The sequence below is a fragment of the Dactylosporangium sp. NPDC006015 genome (assembly GCF_040614215.1).
GTDB classification, from domain to species: domain Bacteria; phylum Actinomycetota; class Actinomycetes; order Mycobacteriales; family Micromonosporaceae; genus Dactylosporangium; species Dactylosporangium maewongense.
In genome coordinates, this window is record NZ_JBEXUD010000009.1 from 13835 (window position 1) to 30679 (window position 16845).

General features: G+C 72.6%; 18 protein-coding genes and 1 pseudogene. 14 read left to right on the forward strand and 5 right to left on the reverse strand.

Features of this window, described 5'->3' with window-relative positions; translation table 11 throughout:
• Positions 1 to 33 precede the first annotated feature (33 nt).
• Together ABZ321_RS17660 and ABZ321_RS17665 are read right to left on the reverse strand one after the other, a co-directional pair.
• Entirely contained in the window at positions 34 to 1392 is a 1359-nt protein-coding gene (locus ABZ321_RS17660; protein WP_354892240.1) for an MFS transporter, read from the reverse strand.
• Between the two features lie 70 nt (positions 1393 to 1462).
• Positions 1463 to 1738 (reverse strand): Dabb family protein, encoded by a 276-nt coding sequence (locus ABZ321_RS17665; protein WP_344498591.1) that lies wholly within the window; start codon positions 1736 to 1738, stop codon positions 1463 to 1465.
• An 83-nt stretch (positions 1739 to 1821) separates the two neighbouring features.
• Here ABZ321_RS17665 and ABZ321_RS17670 point away from each other — a divergent pair, with 83 nt between their 5' ends.
• The 10 genes and pseudogenes from ABZ321_RS17670 to ABZ321_RS17715 all read left to right on the forward strand — a co-directional run.
• Positions 1822 to 3417 carry a nitrilase-related carbon-nitrogen hydrolase gene (locus tag ABZ321_RS17670; RefSeq protein WP_354892243.1) on the forward strand — a complete coding sequence of 532 codons (1596 nt, stop codon included), beginning with the start codon at positions 1822 to 1824 and terminating at the stop codon, positions 3415 to 3417.
• 60 nt (positions 3418 to 3477) lie between these two features.
• Positions 3478 to 4278, forward strand: coding sequence for an oxidoreductase (locus tag ABZ321_RS17675; protein ID WP_354892245.1), 801 nt, complete (start codon positions 3478 to 3480; stop codon positions 4276 to 4278).
• Entirely contained in the window at positions 4275 to 5240 is a 966-nt protein-coding gene (locus ABZ321_RS17680) for a dienelactone hydrolase family protein (protein ID WP_354892248.1), read from the forward strand. Before ABZ321_RS17675 ends, ABZ321_RS17680 begins: the two co-directional genes overlap by 4 nt.
• A gap of 9 nt (positions 5241 to 5249) precedes the next feature.
• The gene (locus ABZ321_RS17685) at positions 5250 to 6440 is read left to right on the forward strand and encodes an aromatic ring-hydroxylating dioxygenase subunit alpha (RefSeq protein WP_354892251.1); all 1191 of its coding nucleotides are present in this window, start codon (positions 5250 to 5252) and stop codon (positions 6438 to 6440) included.
• Positions 6440 to 7165 (forward strand): hypothetical protein, encoded by a 726-nt coding sequence (locus tag ABZ321_RS17690; protein ID WP_354892254.1) that lies wholly within the window; start codon positions 6440 to 6442, stop codon positions 7163 to 7165. The genes ABZ321_RS17685 and ABZ321_RS17690 overlap by 1 nt, the downstream gene beginning before the upstream one ends.
• Positions 7162 to 8094 carry a hypothetical protein gene (locus ABZ321_RS17695; RefSeq protein WP_354892257.1) on the forward strand — a complete coding sequence of 311 codons (933 nt, stop codon included), beginning with the start codon at positions 7162 to 7164 and terminating at the stop codon, positions 8092 to 8094. Before ABZ321_RS17690 ends, ABZ321_RS17695 begins: the two co-directional genes overlap by 4 nt.
• The gene (locus tag ABZ321_RS17700; protein ID WP_354892259.1) at positions 8091 to 8846 is read left to right on the forward strand and encodes an SDR family oxidoreductase; all 756 of its coding nucleotides are present in this window, start codon (positions 8091 to 8093) and stop codon (positions 8844 to 8846) included. Before ABZ321_RS17695 ends, ABZ321_RS17700 begins: the two co-directional genes overlap by 4 nt.
• A complete protein-coding gene (locus ABZ321_RS17705) occupies positions 8843 to 9460 on the forward strand; it encodes a hypothetical protein (protein ID WP_344498574.1) in 618 nt (205 codons plus the stop codon). Before ABZ321_RS17700 ends, ABZ321_RS17705 begins: the two co-directional genes overlap by 4 nt.
• Positions 9457 to 10200 (forward strand): arylmalonate decarboxylase, encoded by a 744-nt coding sequence (locus ABZ321_RS17710; RefSeq protein ID WP_344498572.1) that lies wholly within the window; start codon positions 9457 to 9459, stop codon positions 10198 to 10200. The genes ABZ321_RS17705 and ABZ321_RS17710 overlap by 4 nt, the downstream gene beginning before the upstream one ends.
• 57 nt (positions 10201 to 10257) lie before the next feature.
• Positions 10258 to 11484, forward strand: a pseudogene (locus tag ABZ321_RS17715) (MFS transporter); the annotation flags it as partial.
• 160 nt (positions 11485 to 11644) lie between these two features.
• On the opposite strand, the gene ABZ321_RS17720 reads toward ABZ321_RS17715, so the two are convergent.
• The gene (locus tag ABZ321_RS17720; RefSeq protein ID WP_344498570.1) at positions 11645 to 11848 is read right to left on the reverse strand and encodes a ferredoxin; all 204 of its coding nucleotides are present in this window, start codon (positions 11846 to 11848) and stop codon (positions 11645 to 11647) included.
• Positions 11845 to 13101 carry a cytochrome P450 gene (locus tag ABZ321_RS17725; protein WP_344498568.1) on the reverse strand — a complete coding sequence of 419 codons (1257 nt, stop codon included), beginning with the start codon at positions 13099 to 13101 and terminating at the stop codon, positions 11845 to 11847. Before ABZ321_RS17725 ends, ABZ321_RS17720 begins: the two co-directional genes overlap by 4 nt.
• Before the next feature lie 135 nt (positions 13102 to 13236).
• Between ABZ321_RS17725 and ABZ321_RS17730 the strand changes: the two genes are divergently transcribed.
• The 4 genes from ABZ321_RS17730 to ABZ321_RS17745 are packed head-to-tail and all read left to right on the forward strand — an operon-like array spanning position 13237 to position 15407.
• Positions 13237 to 13554 (forward strand): hypothetical protein, encoded by a 318-nt coding sequence (locus ABZ321_RS17730; protein ID WP_354892264.1) that lies wholly within the window; start codon positions 13237 to 13239, stop codon positions 13552 to 13554.
• Positions 13554 to 14480, forward strand: a complete 927-nt coding sequence (locus tag ABZ321_RS17735) for a WXG100 family type VII secretion target (protein ID WP_344498564.1) — start codon at positions 13554 to 13556, stop codon at positions 14478 to 14480. The genes ABZ321_RS17730 and ABZ321_RS17735 overlap by 1 nt, the downstream gene beginning before the upstream one ends.
• Positions 14477 to 14824, forward strand: a complete 348-nt coding sequence (locus tag ABZ321_RS17740) for a YbaB/EbfC family nucleoid-associated protein (RefSeq protein WP_354892267.1) — start codon at positions 14477 to 14479, stop codon at positions 14822 to 14824. The genes ABZ321_RS17735 and ABZ321_RS17740 overlap by 4 nt, the downstream gene beginning before the upstream one ends.
• Positions 14814 to 15407, forward strand: a complete 594-nt coding sequence (locus ABZ321_RS17745; RefSeq protein WP_354892269.1) for a hypothetical protein — start codon at positions 14814 to 14816, stop codon at positions 15405 to 15407. The genes ABZ321_RS17740 and ABZ321_RS17745 overlap by 11 nt, the downstream gene beginning before the upstream one ends.
• Before the next feature lie 189 nt (positions 15408 to 15596).
• On the opposite strand, the gene ABZ321_RS17750 is transcribed toward ABZ321_RS17745, so the two are convergent.
• A complete protein-coding gene (locus tag ABZ321_RS17750; protein ID WP_354892272.1) occupies positions 15597 to 16775 on the reverse strand; it encodes a glycosyltransferase in 1179 nt (392 codons plus the stop codon).
• Positions 16776 to 16845: the final 70 nt, after the last annotated feature.

Genomic DNA, 16845 nt, shown 5'->3' on the forward strand with positions numbered 1-16845 from the left:
GCCGGCGCCGGCTCTCCGCCGCCCCCTGAAGGTTCAGCGGGGGCGGCGGGCGAGGAGCACGTCGGTCACCGCGGCGGCGAAGGCCAGGGCGATGAAGCCGATCGCGACCGCGAGGGCCATCTCGATCGCCGCGGTCCAGTCGCCGTGCGTGCCGGTGAGGCGGGCGAAGAACACCGCACCGATCGCCGCGATGCCGAACGCCGCGCTGACGCGCTGGGCGGTCTGCACGACCCCGGCGGCGCTGCCGGCGCGGTCGACCGGCACGTCGGCGAGGGTGAGGGTCTGGTTGGGCGTGATGACCAGGCCGCTGCCGACGCCGGCGACCAGCAGCGGCACGGTCAGGGCCCACGGCGAGGCCACGAGGTGCAGCACCACGGCCGTGCCCACGAGGCCGGTGAGGACCGTGACCAGCCCGGCCACGACCAGCGACCGGCCGAACTGGTTGACGACCCGGCCGCCCGCGAACGCCGCCAGGGCCGAGCCGAGCGCGAACGGGGTGATCGCCAGCCCTGCCTGCAGCGCCGTGAAGTGCTGGCCGCGCTGCAGGTACAGGGTGAGGATGAAGAAGTTCGCGGTGAACCCGGCGAAGTAGAGCAGCATGACGACCGTGCCGAGCGCGTAGGAGCGCCGCCGGAACAGGTGCAGGTCCGCCAGCGGCACCCGCGCGTGGCGCAGCTCCCACCACACGAACCCGCCGAGCGTGAGCGCGCCCGTGCCCAGCAGGTACCACTGCCGCTGCTCGATCAGGGGCAGCAGGATCTGCACGACGGCGCCGCCGAGCAGCAGCACGCCGACCGGGTCCAGGCTCTCCCGTCGCCTGCGCTCCTCGGGGCGCCGCGGAATCATCCGCCAGCCGAGCGCCGCGGCGGCGAGCCCGACGGGCACGTTGATGTAGAACACCCAGCGCCAGCCGTCGGCCGTGCCGGCGAACTGGATGATCACCCCGCCGAGCAGCGGCCCCACCGCGGTGGCGATGCCGATCGTGGCGCCGAGCAGGCCGAACGGCCGGGCCCGCTCGGGCGGCGGGTACAGGCGCTGGATGAGGCCGGTCACCTGCGGGTTCACCACGCCGGCGAAGGCGCCCTGGATGAGCCGGGCGACGACCAGCCACGCCTCGCTCTGCGCCGCCCCGGCCGCGGCGCTGGACGCCGTGAACCCGAGCAGCCCGGCCACGAACACCGGCCGGATCCCGCGCGCGTCACCGACCCGCCCGGCGGGCACCAGCAGCAGCCCGAACGTCAGCGCGTAACCAGACAGGACCCACTGCAGCCCGCTGGCGCTCATGTGCAGGCTGGCCTGCATGGAGGGGATGGCGACGTTGACGATGCTGACGTCGAGCAGCGTCATGAACGCCGCCACGAGGGCGATCGCGAGCGCCCGTCCCCTCCACATCGGCGCCGGACCTACCCGCCCGGCGGCCGTTCATGCCGCCGGGTGGCCGGCACGGGGGTGCGCGGCAGGCTCAGAAGTCCACCACGGTGCGCGACGCCAGGCGGGGGCGCAGCCAGGCGCCGACCTCCTGGTGCGCCTCGTGCGACTGGTAGCCGCGCAGGCCTTCGACGTCGTCGTGGGTGGTGATCAGGCACAGGTCGGCGGAGACGTCGCTGCGCACGGTGTCCAGGCCGACGACCATCGAGCGGATCTGCGGCACCACGCCCACGAGGCCCTGCAGGAGCTCCTTGGCGCTCGGCGCGTCGGCGGGATCCAGGAACTTCATGACGACGACATGGGTCAGCACCAGAATCGACCTCTCTTTCAGTGGACGCGCGGCGAGTGTATGTTCGGGAAACACTGTTCCGCTAGAGGAACCAGGAGGCCCTCGTGAGGGTTGCCGCTGTCCAGTTCGCCGTCGGTCAGGACGTGTCCGCGAACCTCGCGAACTGTCTGCGGATGATCGACCAGGCCGTCGCCGAGGGCGCGGACCTGGTGGTCCTGCCGGAATTCTGCAACCACCTGTCGTGGTACGACGACCGCGACCACGCCCGCCGCATGGCCTGCCGCCTCGGCGACCCGTTCCTGACCGCCGTCGCGGACCGGGCCGCGCAGCACCGCGTCCACGTGAAGATCAACGTTACGCTCGCCCGCGACGACGGGCGGACCACGGGCACGAACCTGCTCTTCGGTCCCGGCGGCGAGCTGCTCGGGCAGAGCGACAAGCAGACCCTGATGGGCAGCGAGAACGACCACCTGCACCGGGGCAGCGAGAACGGCCCGATCGTCGCCACCGCCTTCGGTACCGTCGGAATGTATGCCTGCATGGAGGGCGTCGCACCCGAGGTGGCCCGCGGTCTCGCGCTGCGCGGGGCGGAGGTGCTGCTCAACAGCCTCAACTCGTTCGCCACCGACGAGGCGAGCCTGCACATCCCGGTGCGGGCGGCGGAGAACCGGGTCTGGGTCGTGGCGGCCAACAAGGTCGGCCCGCTGCTGCCCGCCGACAAGCTGGGCGCCATCAGCGCCGGGCTCAAGGTGCCGCCGGAGTGGCTGCACGGCGCCGGCGAGAGCCAGATCGTGGCCCCGGACGGCACCGTCGTGGCCAAGGGCCCGCGAACCGGCGAGGCGGTCGTGGTCGCCGACATCGACCCGGCTCTGGCCAGGGACAAGCGCCGCCCCGACGGCACCGACCGCTTCACCGCCCGGCGCGGTCCGGTCTACGCACCGATCGGCCACGAGCCGCGGGACCCCGGAAGGCCGCAGGCCGCCGAGTCGCTGCAGGCGGCGGTGGTACGGGCAGCCGACGGCGCCCCCGAGGCCCTGGCCGCCGGCGCCCGCCTCCTGGTGCTCCCGGAGCTGCAGGATCCGTCGGTCGTGCCGGCCCTGCGGGAGCTGCTGCGGGGCACGGACGCGGTCGCGGTCACCAGCGTCCTGGAGGACGGCGCCCACGTCGGCGTCGTGGTCTCCGGCGAGGGGGTCATCGGCCGGCAGCCGCAGCTGCACCCGGTCGCGCGGCTGGCCGGGCAGGTCAGCCGGCACGGCGACGGCGTGGCCACCTTCGACCTGCCGTGGGGGCGCCTCGCCGTCGTCGTCGGCGACGACGCCATCTACCCCGAGGTGTTCCGCCTGGCCGCGATCGCCGGCGCGGACGTGGTGGCGGTGCCGTTCACCCCGGCCGAGGACTGGGAGCTGGCGCTCGGCCTGCCGGAGCGGGCGGCGGAGAACCGGCTCAACATCGTCGCCGCGGCACCCCTGGGCTCGCCGTCGGCGTTCTTCGCGCTCAGCCCCGACTTCACGCTGTGGACCGCGTGGGAAGGGCCGTTCACGGGGCGGATCAGCCACCCGCTCGTCACCCTCGTGGAGGCCGGCACGCCGGTCGCCACGGCGGTCCTCGCGCCCGCGCAGAGCCGCAACAAGCTCGTCTCGCGCGGCACCAACCTCCTCGACGGGCGGCCCTGGCAGCTCGTCGACGCGCTGACCCGTTGACATCCGTTACCCGTAGCGAAACACTGTTTCCACTACGGACCAACGTTGGAGAGTGAGCGCGTGGAGGAAACCGTCCAGCACGTCGAGGAGATGCTCGACGCGTCGCCCATGATCGACGTCCACGACACCTTCGCACAGTTCCAGCAGCTCCTGGCGGATCTCAAGGCCAAGATCGACGCAAGGTTCGACACGACGCGCGACCCGTCGACGGAGATCCTGGAGCAGTACGGGACATATCCGGAGGGTCCGGGCGGCCGGGTGGCCGCCTACAGCGGGCCGGAGGTCGACTGGATGGTGCACTCGTGGCTGGGTGACCCGTCGCGCAGCTTCGTGAACCTGCACCTCACCTGCTGGCTCGGCCCGCAGGTCCGGGTGCCGCACCTCGGCATCGCGCTGCTGTGCTGGCCCGGCGGCTGGTTCTACACCGACTACATCCCGCGGACCGACATCGTCGTCGACGGCGACTACTTCGACCGCTACTACGCGGGCCCCAACGACGCGTGGCTGGAGCACCGGGCGGACGACCAGTTCGCCTGGTTCACCAGCCGGGCCGGCTTCATCCGCGCCTCGCTGTCACCGAACGCGTACGTGTACTCCTTCGAGCGCACCGCGCGGAACCTGCAGGTGGTCAGCGACGTGCTGCACGCCCGGGTCGACCAGTGGCTCACCTGGGTCGACGAGGCTCCCCCCGTGCCGGAGGAGAAACGCGCCGCGCTGCGGGAGCGGGACCTCGCGACCCGGCGCAACATCGCCGACCGCGACCCGGCCAACGTGATGGGCGTGCGGTACTTCGGCGAGGAGACCACCCAGCGTCTCGTGCGCGCCCTGTGGGGCGGCGACCGCGAACTGCCACGCCCGTGACGACGATCCGCTCCCTCTGGTCCGCCGCGACGATCCCCGGCGCGCCCGAGCCCTTCGCGACCGCCCATCTGAAGGTGTACTACCCGGCGCTGGTCACCGGGTCGGACACCGAACAGCTCAGCGGCGTCTTCCAGGCCGACCCGGCCGGCGGGCCCTACCCGGTGGTGCTCGTGCTCAGCGGCGTCAACGTCGGCCAGGACGCCTACCGCTGGCTGGCCACCGAGCTCGCCGCGCAGGGCTTCGCCGCCGTCACCTACGACTGGGTCGGCCCGCTGTTCGCCGGCCAGGTCGGCATCACGCCCGGCGTCGACCTCGCCCTGGCCCGGCCCGGCACCTACGGCGACGGCCCCACCTGCCAGGCGATCGCGCCGCTGCTGGAGCGGCTGGCCGCGCTCAACGCCGCCGAGGGGCCGCTGCACGGCGCCCTCGACCTGGACCGGGTCGCGCTGTTCGGGCACTCCGCCGGCGGCACCGTCGCGCTGCAGTCCGGGCGCTTCTTCCCGCAGGTGCGGGCGGTCGCCACGTACGGCGCGCACACCATGGTCTCCACGATGCTCGGCTGGCCCGCCGGCACGATCGCCGAGGCGCTCGTCGAATCCCCGGTCATGCTGCTCGCCGGCACCGAGGACGGCGTCATCGCCGCCTCCTCCGACCGGTACGGCGCCGCCGCGGACAAGCCGCACGACCCGGTGAGCCGCACGTTCGACGAGGCGCTCAAGGACCGCGACGGCGCCCACGTCCTCGCGACCGTGCACGGCGCGAACCACTTCAGCGTCGTCGAGCCGGCCGACCCCACCTCGGCCCGGTCGTTCCTCGACCGTCCGTCCACCGTGGGCGGCGCCACCGCCCGCGGCGCGATCGCCGGGCTGCTCGCGGCGTTCCTCCGCACCCACCTGCGCGACGGCGACCCGGCCGCGCTCGACACGTTCCCCCAGGACCTGGTTTCCGTCCGGCGCCGCTAGGAGCCCAGCATGTTGAAGAACTTCTGGTACGCGGTCGAGTTCGCCGACCGCGTCACCACCAAACCGATGCGCGCCACCTGTCTCGGTCAGGAGCTGGTGCTGTACCGCACGCCGAAGGGCCGCCCGGTCGCGCTGTCGGACCTGTGCGTGCACCGCGGCGCCGCGCTGTCCGGCGGCTGGGTGAAGAACGACTCGATCGTCTGCCCGTACCACGGCTGGGAGTACGAGCCCAGCGGCGCCTGCGTGAAGATCCCGGCGAACCAGCCGGGCCGCGGCATCCCGAAGAAGGCCCGGGTCGACTCGTACCCGGTGGAGGAGCGCTACGGCTTCGTCTGGGTGTTCCTCGGCGACCTCCCCGCCGAGGAGCGCCCACCGATCCCGGTCTGGCCCGAGTTCGACGACCTGGTCACCAACGGCGGGCGCTACAAGGCGGTCACCGGCGAGTACCTGTGGAAGTCCAACTACGAGCGGATCCTGGAGAACGGCTGCGACATCGCGCACACGCCGTTCGTGCACGCCGGCGCCTTCGGCAACCCGGAGCGACCCGACGTCGAGGAGTACGAGCTGGAGATCCCCGACCAGTGGTCGGCGTTCGCCACCGTGCGGCTGCACCCGCCCGCGCCGAAGGGCATCTGGGCGATGGTCGGGCGGCGTGGCAGGAACCTCAAGGAGCGCCCGCCGGTCGCCACCACCGCCGGCTGGATGCTGCCCAACATGATCAAGCTGCACGTCCGGCTCCCGCTGGGCAACCTCATCATCTACGACACCAACATCCCCATCGACGAGACCACGACGCTCGTGAAGTGGGTCGCGCTGCGCGACTTCTTCACCGGCAACTGGGCCGACAAGAACGCCGTCCAGCGCGTCGAGAAGATCTTCGGCCAGGACGCCCCGGTCGTCGACAAGGTCCGCCCCGAGCTGCTGCCGTTCGACCTCGGCGCCGAGCTGCACGTGAAGAGCGACCTGATCGCCGTGCACTACCGGCGGCGCCGGCAGGAGCTCGCCGAGCAGGGCTGGCTGCTGGGCGACGAGGACCGCATCATGGGCGACGTCCCGCGCCGCGAGGCGACGGTCATCGCCTCCCCCGCCCGCCGGGAGAACCCGGAGCTCGCCCGCGCCTGGGTGCACAAGGCGAAGGGCGAACACCCCACGGTCGCCGAGGCGGAGCGTCTCGGGCAGGCCCACCTGGAGGAACAGTGATGTCACTTCCGTTCGCGCTCGCCACCCGGGTCGTCGACGCGCTGCGGGCCCTGCCCGTCGTCGAGGTCGGCTCGCCCTACCGGGAGCTGCGCTCACCCATGTCTCCGGCACCCGTGGGCACGATGCGGGTGTGGGAGGGTGACGGCGAGGTCAGCCGGGTGGTCTACGTCGGGCTCGTCGTCCCCCCGATCAACCTCGACAGCCACATGGTGTTCGCGTTCACCGCGCCGAAGTCCGGGATCCCGCACTTCACGCTCGACTCCGTCCACGGCGGCGCCTACTACGCCTACCACCTCGACCTCATCCCCCGGGCCGAGCTGTCCTCCCACCTGTCCTACATGGACACCGCGTACCACCCGCTGACCGGCCTGTACGAGGAGGCGTCGCAGCGCGAAGGGCTCAGCCGGGCGCACATCGGCCCGCGCCAGCACGCGCTGATGTCGCCGTGGATGCTGGTGCACCGCGCCGACGAGGCCGCCTTCCGGGGCATGGACGCGATCGTCGACCAGTACGTGTCGCACTGGCTCGGCCTGGTCGAGGCGGGCCTGCCCGCCGACGTGGTCGCGTCGCTGGGCGACACCGACCTCGCCGCCCGCGACGCCGCCGTGCGCGCCAACCTGTTCAGCCCCGCCGTCGACCCGGTCTGGGCGCAGGTCTCCCGCCTGCTCGGCGAGCCCGCCTCCGACGAGATCCGCGAGGTGCTGATGGGCGGGCCGCTCGCATGACCGCCCCCGCTGAGCCTTCGGAGTGGCAGCAGCGCATCGCCGGTGAGTGGCACGGGCGGCCCAGCCTCTTCGACGCCGACGGCACCTGGCGCGGCTACGAGGACATCCGCCGCTCGTCGGTCTTCGCCGACGGCGTCACCACGTACTACATGGACGGCGGCCTCGAGGGCGGCGGCCCGCTCGCGGGGCGGTTCCGGCTCGGCGCGCCGTTCGCGTTCGGCGTCGTCGACTCCGACGCCGACCGGATCTACACCGGGCCCGACTTCTACGGCACCGGCCAGCCGTACGGCACGTTCGTCGACGCCCACTACTACGGCCCCGGCTGGCAGGTCGACCTGAACACGTGGAACCAGGTGCTCGGCGACGACACCCAGGTCTACTCGTCGATGCTGTACCAGGGCCCGGCGGTCGTCGGCTGCTTCAACGGCGTCTACAAGCGCGGCGTCTCCGCGGCCGAGCTGCAGCAGCATCTCGCCGCCGAGACCCGCAACGGCCCCGTGCCGTTCATCCTCCCCACCAAGCAGGCGGGCGTCTACAGTGGATGCTGCGAGCTGTGGGGCGCCGACCAGAAGCTCGCCGGCCCGGTCGACGTGTCGATCGCGCTCGACCCGGTCGACCTGCTCCGCACCCGCCTCACGGTCACCTGGACCGGCGCGCTGGACCGCTCGTACACCGTCGACTGGCGCCGCGACGGCTTCCGGTCCTTCTACGAGGGGCCGCAGGCGTGGGGCAACGCGGTCGCGTTCGGCCGCGCCAACTACCCCACCGTCCACTTCACCGACGTCGTGAAGGTGACCGGCCGCGAGTTCATGCTCGACGCCACCCCCGGGATGGGCGCCGGCACCTCGCTCGCGGTGGCCTACCGCGTGTACAGCGGCGCCACTCTCACCGGCATCCTGCACGGCGAGCTCTCCTGGAGCGCGGCATGACGGTTGTCGTGGTCACCGGCGGCACCCGGGGCATCGGCCTTGGTCTGGTCCACTCGTTTCTGGCGCGCGACTGCGACGTCGTCTACTGTGGACGGTCGATTCCGACGCAGGACGTCGACCCACGGTCGCTCGGTGTGCTCGCGGACGTGACGGACCGGGCCGCGGTGCAAAACCTGTGGGACGAGGCCGTCGCCAGGTTCGGCAAGGTCGACATCTGGATCAACAACGCCGGTGTGTCCACGTCGCGGAAACCGTTGTGGGACCTGCCACCGGACGAACTCGACACGGTGATCGACGTCAACCTACGCGGCCTCGCCCATGCCAGTGCCGTCGTCCTGGCCGCGATGCGCGCGCAGGGACACGGCACGCTCTGGAACATGGAGGGCTTCGGCTCCGGCAACCAGAAGGCGCCCGGCCTGGTCGCCTACGGCGCCACGAAACGGGCCGTCACGTACCTCACCGACGCTCTGGCAAAAGACCTCGGCAAGGACTCCCTGGTCAAGGTCGCGCACCTGTCCCCCGGCATGGTCGTCACCGACCTGCTCTCGCGCGACTACACCCCCGAAGAGTTCGCCAAGGCGAAGAAGATCTTCAACATCCTCGCGGACAAGGTCGAGACGGTCACCCCGTGGCTCGCCGACCGCGTCCTCGCCGGGGTCCCCAACGGCGGCCGGGTCGCCTGGCTCACCACCCCCAAGGCGTTCGCCCGCTTCGCCACCGCCGCCTTCCGCAAGCGGGACCTGTTCGCATGAACGACTACCCCGTCATCCTCGCTGTCGAGGACTTCGTGCCGACGCTGCTCGCCATGTACGGGTTCTGGCTGCTGGCCTCGCTGGGCAAGGCCGTCCCGTGGGGGCGGCTCGGCGCGCTGCTCATCGGAGCCGGCGGCATCGCCAAGTCGGTCTGGAAGCTGCTCGTCGCCGCCTTCGGGGTCGACCTGCCCTGGCTGGAGGCCGCGCTCTTCCCCCTCATGTCCGCGGGTGCCGTCCTGCTGATCTGGGCGCTGCTGCCCACCGCGCCATGGTGGCCCTTCGCCGCGGTGTACGCCGCGGTCACGCTCGGCGCCGCGATCGCCGGCACGATGAAGCCCGTGTTCATCCTCGCCACCGCGGGCGTGACCACGATCAGCGTCATCGGCGCGGTGTACGCCGGGCGGCGGCGGGCCAGGCCGGCCATCGCCCTGTACACGCTCGGCATCGTGCTCGTCACGGCCCTCGTGCCGCTGCGCAACCACCCCGACCACGAGACGCTGCGCCTGCAGTGGATCGAGCAGGGCACGAACACGGCCGCGCAGCTGGCCTTCCTCACCGCGGCGTGGCTCACCGTCCGCGCCTACCGACGCTCCCCCTCCGAGGTGCTCGCATGACCGACGCCCTGGGCTGGCGCCGCAAGTTCGGCGTCATCGCCCCCTCCACCAACACGATCGTCGAACCCGACTTCTACGCCATGGGCGTGCCCGGCGTGACCGCCCACTTCTCCCGCATCCACATCCGCAACCAGGACCTGTCCAGCGACGAGGGCTTCGAGAACCTCCTGGTCCAGATCCGCGCCGAGATCGGCCACGCCTGCGAGCGCGTCCTCACCTGCGAGCCCGACTTCATGGTCATGGGCATGTCCGCGGAGACCTTCTGGGGCGGCGTCGAGGGCAACCGCGAGTTCGTCGCCCAGATCAACGGCATCACCGGGCTGAAGGTCGCCACCGGCGCCGAGGCCTGCGAACGCGCTCTGCACCTCTACGGCGCCCGCCGCATCGGGGTCGTCACCCCGTACCAGCCGATCGGCGACGAGAACGTGGTCCGCTTCTTCTCCGAGCTCGGCTTCGACGTCGTGCGCATCAAGGGCCTGCGCTGCCCGACGGCGGTGTCGATCGCCCACGTCACCGAGGACGAGCTGCGCGCCGCGATCCTGGAGGTCGACGGCCCCGACGTCGACGCCATCGTCCAGTGCGGCACCAACCTCTCCATGGTCCGCCTCGCCGACGAGGCCGAGCGCTGGCTGGGCAAGCCGGTCATCGCCATCAACGCCGCCACCTGGTGGATGGCGCTGCGCGACAACGACATCCCGGACAAAATTCACAACGCCGGATCGCTCCTCCGCAATCACTGAAAATCGCGTGCGGGGCCGCGCCCGGCGCCGTAAGGTGCTCTCCTCGTGGCCCCTGTCATCAGCACCGTCGTCGATAAGGTCCTGCCGGCGCGGCTTGGCAGAGGGTTCCGGTGGCTGGTGGCGTCGTCGTGGACCAGCAACCTCGGCGACGGGATCGCGGTCGCGGCCGGGCCGCTGCTCGTCGCGTCGCTGACGGACAACGCGTTCCTGGTGTCGCTGGCCGCGCTGCTGCGGTGGGCGCCGCCGCTCGTGTTCGGGCTCTACGCAGGGGTGCTGTCCGACCGGCTCGACCGGCGCAGGATCGTCATGGCCGCCGACGGGCTGCGGGCCGTCGTGCTGTGCGTGCTGATCGCGCTGCTCGTCGTCGACCGGCTGCCGGTCGCGGCCGCGCTCGCCGCGCTGGGGCTGCTGACGATCGCCGAGGTGTTCGCCGACAACGCGGCCTCGACCCTCTCCCCGATGCTGGTCGGACGGGACGACCTGGTCCTCGCCAACGCCCGGCTGCAGGCGGGGTACCTGACGCTCAACCAGCTCGTCGGGCCGCCGCTCGGCGCGGTGCTCTTCGCCGCGGGGCTGGTGTGGCCGTTCGCCGCGGAGGCCGTGCTGGTCACCGCCGGGGTGCTGCTGGTGTCCCGGCTCGCGCTGCCCGGCACCACCAGGCCGGCCACGGAGGCGCCCGGCAACGTGCGGCACGCCGTCATGGAGGGGCTGCGCTGGACAGTCCGCCACCCGGCAGTGCGGACCCTGTCGCTGACGATCCTGATCTTCAACGTCACGTTCGGCGCCGCCTGGTCCGTCCTGGTGCTGTACGCGCAGCAGCGCCTCGGCCTCGACGCCGTCGGGTTCGGGCTGTTCACCACGGTCGGCGCCGCCGGCGGACTGCTCGGCACGGGCCTCTACGGCCGGCTGACCCGCCACGTGAGCCTCGGCAACGTGATGCGCGCCGGGCTCATCATCGAGACGCTCACCCACCTCGCGCTCGCCGTGACGACGTCGGCGTGGTTCGCGTCGGCCATCATGTTCGTGTTCGGCGCGCACGCGTTCATCTGGGGCACCACGTCGATCACCGTCCGGCAGCGGGCGGTGCCGGAGCACCTGCAGGGCCGCGTCGGCAGCGTCAACACGATCAGCGTCTTCGGCGGTCTCGTCGCCGGTTCGGTGATCGGCGGCCTCCTGGCGACCCACGTCGGCGTGACGGCACCGTTCTGGTTCGCCTTCGCCGGCTCGGCGCTGTTCGTGGTGCTGCTGTGGCGCGAGCTGACCCGCATCGCCCACGCCGACGAGCGGCACGCACCACCCGAACCTGAGATCACCTACACCGACGGGCAGCACGCACCACCCGGACCTGAGATCGCCCACGCTGACGGGCGGCCCGCCCCGGCTGAGGACGAGCAGCCCACCCCACCCGGGGAAGGACGGCGCGCGACCGCCTGAACCGGGCCGGCTACGACCGGTCGTGGACCTCGATGACGGCCGCCGGGCAGCGGTTCGCGGCCTCGTACACCGACTCCTGGTGCTCCTCCGCGGGGTGCTCGGCGAGCAGGACCACGACCCCGTCGTCGTCGCGCTGGTCGAACACCTCGCCGGCCACCAGGACGCACACCCCCGACCCGATGCACTTGTCCGCGTCCACCGACACCCGCATCACAGGCCCTCCTCGGCCGGCTCGACCTTGTCCCACGTCACGGGCAGCGTCTCCGGCCCGTACACCGACGTCTCCACCTTGAAGCGGATGTCCTCGAGCGGCACCGCGAGCCGCAGCGTCGGGATCCGCCGCGGCAGCGTCGCCAGGACCGTGGTCAGCTCCAGGCGGGCGAGCTGCTGGCCGACGCACTGGTGCGGGCCGTGCCCGAAGCCGAGGTGCGGGCCGGTGGCCCGGCCGATGTCGAGCCGGTCGCCGTCGGGGTGCAGCTCCGCGTCCCGGTTCGCCGACTGGATGGCGACGACGACGTAGTCACCGGCCTTGACCGGCTGCCCGGCGATCGACGTGTCCTCGGTGACCTCGCGCAGCAGCCCCGAGCCGACGCCGAGATACCTGACGAGCTCCTCCGCGGCGGCGCCGGCGAGCGACGGATCCTGCCGCAGCCGCTCCAGCTCCGCGGGGTGCTCCAGCAGCGCGAGGACGCCGTGGCTGATCATGCTGGCCGTCGTGTCGTAGCCGGCGATCAGCATCGCCGCGCTCATCATGACCAGCTCCATGTCGGTGAACGGCCGGTCGGTCTGGTCGCTGCGCACGATCATCCGGCTCAGCACGTCCTCGCCGGGGTTCGCCCGGCGGGTCACCACCGTCATGTACAGGTACTCGAACAGCGGCTGCATGGCCGCGGCGACGTCGCCGGCGCTGGACTTGCCGTCGGAGAGCGCCTCCGCGGCGGTCTTGAACAGGTGCCGGTCCTCCTTGGGGACGCTGAGCAGCTCGGCGATCACGGCGGTCGTCACCGGCCGGGCGAAGTCCGCGTACAGGTCGACCGGCGACGGTGCCGAGGCCAGCGCGTCGAGGCGCTCGTCGACGATCTGCCGGACCAGCGGGCGCAGCTGGTTGATCCGCTTCATGTTGGAGACCTCGGGCGCCATGTGCCGGCGGAAGCGCAGGTGCTCCGCGCCGTCCATGCGCGGGAACTCGCCCTCGCCGACCGGGGTGTCGCCGCCGTAGCCCAGCAGGATGTGCGCGGCGACGCCGGACCGGTTGCTGAAGCGCTGCGGGTCGCCGAGGACCTCCCGCACGTCGGCGTAGCGGCTCACCAGCCACGCCTGCACGCCCGTGGGGCACGCGACGCGGACGACCGGGGTGCCTTCGCGGAGGCTCTCGTACTGCGCGGGCGGGTCGAACGGGCAGCCGCTCGCGGGCGGTAACGGCAGCGGCGGCAGCGCCGCGGACGGATCGTGCTGGACAGCTGTCATCGTGACCCCCGAACGGTGCGGCGCCGGCAACGGCATCCATCTTGGTCGAAGCATCGAGGAAACACCACCCTGTGATCCGGCGGCGGGCGGGATTGATACCCTCGGCCGCATTCCGACGGGGACTGGGGGGACCGGATGGCGGGACAGGACAGCTACGTCGACCCGGCCGAGATGACCGCGTTCGTGGGCAGGACGCACGGCGTCGCGGACCGGTTCGAGACGATGCGCGCCGGCGGCGCCGGCACCGAGGTCGGCCGGATGTCGTTCGGGCTGCTGCCGGCGTCGTTCCAGCTGTGGGACATCTACCAGCAGGTCGCCGAGGCGTGCCGGACCGGCCTGTCCGACGGTTACGAGGCGTTCGAGGAGATCGCCGGCGGCGTCGCCGACGAGCGCGACGCGTACGAGGCCAACGAGGTGGCGAACCTGGACCTCTTCAAGCCGCGGGAGGCCTGATGAGCGCCGTCGCGCTGGAGCGCAACAAGACCTACTTCGAGCAGCTCGTCGCCTGGTGCCCCGAGCCGTTCAAGGGCCTGACGCAGGCGGTGCTGTGGCCGTTCGAGCAGCTGCTGGAGCTGGTCGCCGGCGAGCCCGACGACCTGATGGCGGCGGCCCGGCAGGCGGCGACGACCGGCGACCAGGTCCGCGACGCCGCCGAGCAGCACCGGCAGAACGTGGCGCTGCTGAAGCCGCACTGGCGCGGGCCGGCCAGCGACTCCTTCGGCACCGCGATGGACGACTTCATCGACGCGGTCAAGGATCTCGCCGACGGCTTCGACCAGATGGCGCAGATCCTCGTCGAGGCGGCGAACGCGAGCGTCGAGGCGTTCAACCTCCTGTGCGAGATCATCTTCGAGTTCATCCTGTGGTACCTCGCCGAGCTCATCATCGCCGCGGTCGCGGCCGCCGTGTCGTTCGGCGCGAGCGCCGTCGCGTTCGCGGTGCGGGCCATCGCCCGGCTCGCCGCGACCCTCGGCCGCATGTGGAAGGTGATCGGCCGCTTCGCCGTCGTCCTCGGCCGTCTCGCCACCCGCATCGGCAAGGTGGCGGAGCTGCTGATGAAGTACGCGGCGAAGATGAAGAAGCTGTTCGCCATGAAGCGGCAGTTCTCCCCGTGGAAGAAGGCGCTGTACTCCAGAGCCGGCCTGAACTTCCAGGTGGAGAAGTTCCTCGTGTCGCTGCCGGGCAAGCTGGCGATCAACGCGGCGTCGCCGATCAACATCCCGGGGCTCGGCGGCACGGTGCTCGACGGCGTCGTCGGGTACAACGACCTGCAGGACGGCAAGAAGGACCGCAACTACGTGCACGACGGCACGTACAAGGACGTGACCGGCCGGTACGTGAAGCCGGTCCAGGACCTGATCGATCTGGTGGGCATATGACCGAGTACCCGTCCCTCGACCGGCTGGAGGCCCTCGTGCAGGGCCTGGACGCGATGAGCCGGCACCTCGGCGACCGCCTCGGCGCGCTCGCCGGCCAGACCGCGGAAGGGGTCAGCGACTCCGGCCTGGTCCTCGCGAAGGCCACCACCGACGGGGCCGTCACCGACATCCAGCTCGACCCGCGGGCGATGCGCTTCGGCTCGCAGGACCTCGCGGCCGACGTCCTGCAGGCCGTCAAGCGCGCCCAGGACAACGCCGCCGAGCTGTCGAAGGAAGCGGTGAAGGCGCTGCTCGACCCGGTCTCCCGCGCGGGTGACCAGCGGCGGTACCAGGATGAACACTGACCCGTCGCCTGCCGAGGCCTACGCCGAGGCGCTCGCCGAGCTGGCGCCCGGGGAGCGGGTGCTCGCCGCGGTCGTGGCGAAGGCGCCGCTGGGGCTCGGCCCGCCGCTGCCACCGGACGGCGACGACAGCCCGGTGACGGCGGGGTCCGCCGCGGGCGCCGTCGCCGGCGCGATCCTGTCCCCGCCGAAGCCGGGCCAGGGGTTCTTCTGGTGGCTGGTGTTCGGCCGGTCCGCGGCTGGGGCGGCGACGTCCACCGCCGCCGCCTGCCACGCGGCGACCCTGGGCACCGGCGGCCCGCTGCTGCTGGTGGTCACCGACGCCCGCCTGCGCCTGTACGAGCCGCTCGACCAGGCCCACTTCATCGACGAGCCGAAGTACCACACCAGGCCGGCCACCGAGCGGCTGCGCCCGGTGTGGGACGTGCCGCGCGCCGGAGTGCGGTCCGCCCGGGTCGGCTGGCACCGCCTGAACCCGTCCCGGCTGACGATCGAGTTCACCGACGGCTCGTGGGCGTCGTTCGCCGGCCTGCTCACCATGGGCCGCCGCAAGGCCGCCCCCGTCGTGGCCGCCCTCACCCGCTGACGGCGCGCCCCCAACCGCCGAACGGCCGCGCCCAGCTGCTCGTGGCCGCCCTCAACCACTGACGGCGCGCCCCCAACCGCCGAACGGCCGCGCCCAGCTGCTCGTGGCCGCCCTCAACCACTGACGGCCGCGCAGCTGCTCGTGGCGGCCCTCACCCGCTGACGGCCGCGCCGTTGCTGGTGGCGGCGCTCAACCGCTGACGGCCGCCACCAGCAGCCGGGCCGCGGCGGCGGCGCCGTCGGTGGTGACGTCCCAGGCGGTCGCGCCCGCCGTGGCCTCGACGCCGGGCAGGAGCGCCTCGTGCAGCGCCGCGTTCAGGGTGCCCGCGTGCAGGCCGGCGAGCGACGCCGAGGTCCCGACGCCGAGCGCGACCACCCGGGAGGCCCAGTAGAACTGGTCGCTGAACATCGGCACCACCACCTGCGGCACCCCCGCGCGGGCGGCGGCGACGGTGGTGCCCGCCCCGCCGTGGTGCACGGCCACCGCCACCCGCGCGAACAGCGCCTGCTGGTTGACGTCGCCGACGCTGACGCAGTCCGGCCCGTCGTCGACGGGGGCGAGGTCCGCCCAGCCCCGCGAAAGCACGACCCGCCGGCCGTTGGCCCGCGCCGCCTCGACCACGGCACGGCTGGTGTCGGGCGGCAGCGGCATGCTGCCGAAGCCCACGTACACCGGCGGGTCGCCGGCGTCGAGGAACGCCGCGAGCTCCGCCGGCAGCGGCGCCGGGTCCCGCAGCAGCCACGCCCCGGTCTGCATGACGTCCAGACCGGCGGGCGCCGGGCCGAGGGTGGCGTCGGCGGCGAGCCACGGCCGGTCGGTCACGTTGTGCCGCAGGACGTCGCCGATCTCCGCGAGCCCGAGCCGGGCCCGGTTGTGGTTGACCCGTTCCAGGGCCCGGGCGTTCCAGGCGGCCGTGGTGGCGGCCCACCGGCGCTCGTTGTCCCCGGGCCGCCCCGGTTCCCACGTCTCACCCGGCGAGGGTGGCGGCGCGAGCTCCGGTGAGGGCAGTGCCACCGGCGCGTAGACGGCGGTCACGTACGGCAGGCCGGCGCGTTCGGCGACGGAGCGGGCAGCGTACTGGTGCGCGTTGGCACCGAGGACGGCGTCGCAGCCCTTGACGGCGGCGGCGAGCGTGTCGAACTGGTCGGTGATCAGGTCCGGCACCGGCGCGGGCGGCTGCCCCGGCGCGGGCCTGCGCATCTCCACGCCCATCGGCACCGCGTCGAACCCGTGACCCGCGACCCACTCCACGAAGTTGGGCGGCACGCACAGGCGGGCGTCGTGCCCGAGCCGGCGGACCTCGAGGGCCAGGGCCAGCACCGGTTGCACGTCGCCGCGCGTCCCTGCCGACGACACCAGCACACGCATGGTCTTCTCCTTCTCCCGTGGCCGCGCGCCGTCCGGCGCCGCGGCCACGAATTCTGCGGCAGCACCCGGG

What these genes read in the sequence shown, in the direction of transcription:
- ABZ321_RS17660 (WP_354892240.1), bottom strand. Translation starts at nt 1,392, where the DNA reads ATGTGGAGGGGACGGGCGCTCGCGATCGCCCTCGTGGCGGCGTTCATG.
- ABZ321_RS17685 (WP_354892251.1), top strand. Translation starts at nt 5,250, where the DNA reads ATGTTGAAGAACTTCTGGTACGCGGTCGAGTTCGCCGACCGCGTCACC.
- ABZ321_RS17690 (WP_354892254.1), top strand. Translation starts at nt 6,440, where the DNA reads ATGTCACTTCCGTTCGCGCTCGCCACCCGGGTCGTCGACGCGCTGCGG.
- ABZ321_RS17695 (WP_354892257.1), top strand. Translation starts at nt 7,162, where the DNA reads ATGACCGCCCCCGCTGAGCCTTCGGAGTGGCAGCAGCGCATCGCCGGT.
- ABZ321_RS17700 (WP_354892259.1), top strand. Translation starts at nt 8,091, where the DNA reads ATGACGGTTGTCGTGGTCACCGGCGGCACCCGGGGCATCGGCCTTGGT.
- ABZ321_RS17705 (WP_344498574.1), top strand. Translation starts at nt 8,843, where the DNA reads ATGAACGACTACCCCGTCATCCTCGCTGTCGAGGACTTCGTGCCGACG.
- ABZ321_RS17710 (WP_344498572.1), top strand. Translation starts at nt 9,457, where the DNA reads ATGACCGACGCCCTGGGCTGGCGCCGCAAGTTCGGCGTCATCGCCCCC.
- ABZ321_RS17725 (WP_344498568.1), bottom strand. Translation starts at nt 13,101, where the DNA reads ATGACAGCTGTCCAGCACGATCCGTCCGCGGCGCTGCCGCCGCTGCCG.
- ABZ321_RS17730 (WP_354892264.1), top strand. Translation starts at nt 13,237, where the DNA reads ATGGCGGGACAGGACAGCTACGTCGACCCGGCCGAGATGACCGCGTTC.
- ABZ321_RS17735 (WP_344498564.1), top strand. Translation starts at nt 13,554, where the DNA reads ATGAGCGCCGTCGCGCTGGAGCGCAACAAGACCTACTTCGAGCAGCTC.
- ABZ321_RS17740 (WP_354892267.1), top strand. Translation starts at nt 14,477, where the DNA reads ATGACCGAGTACCCGTCCCTCGACCGGCTGGAGGCCCTCGTGCAGGGC.
- ABZ321_RS17745 (WP_354892269.1), top strand. Translation starts at nt 14,814, where the DNA reads ATGAACACTGACCCGTCGCCTGCCGAGGCCTACGCCGAGGCGCTCGCC.
- ABZ321_RS17750 (WP_354892272.1), bottom strand. Translation starts at nt 16,775, where the DNA reads ATGCGTGTGCTGGTGTCGTCGGCAGGGACGCGCGGCGACGTGCAACCG.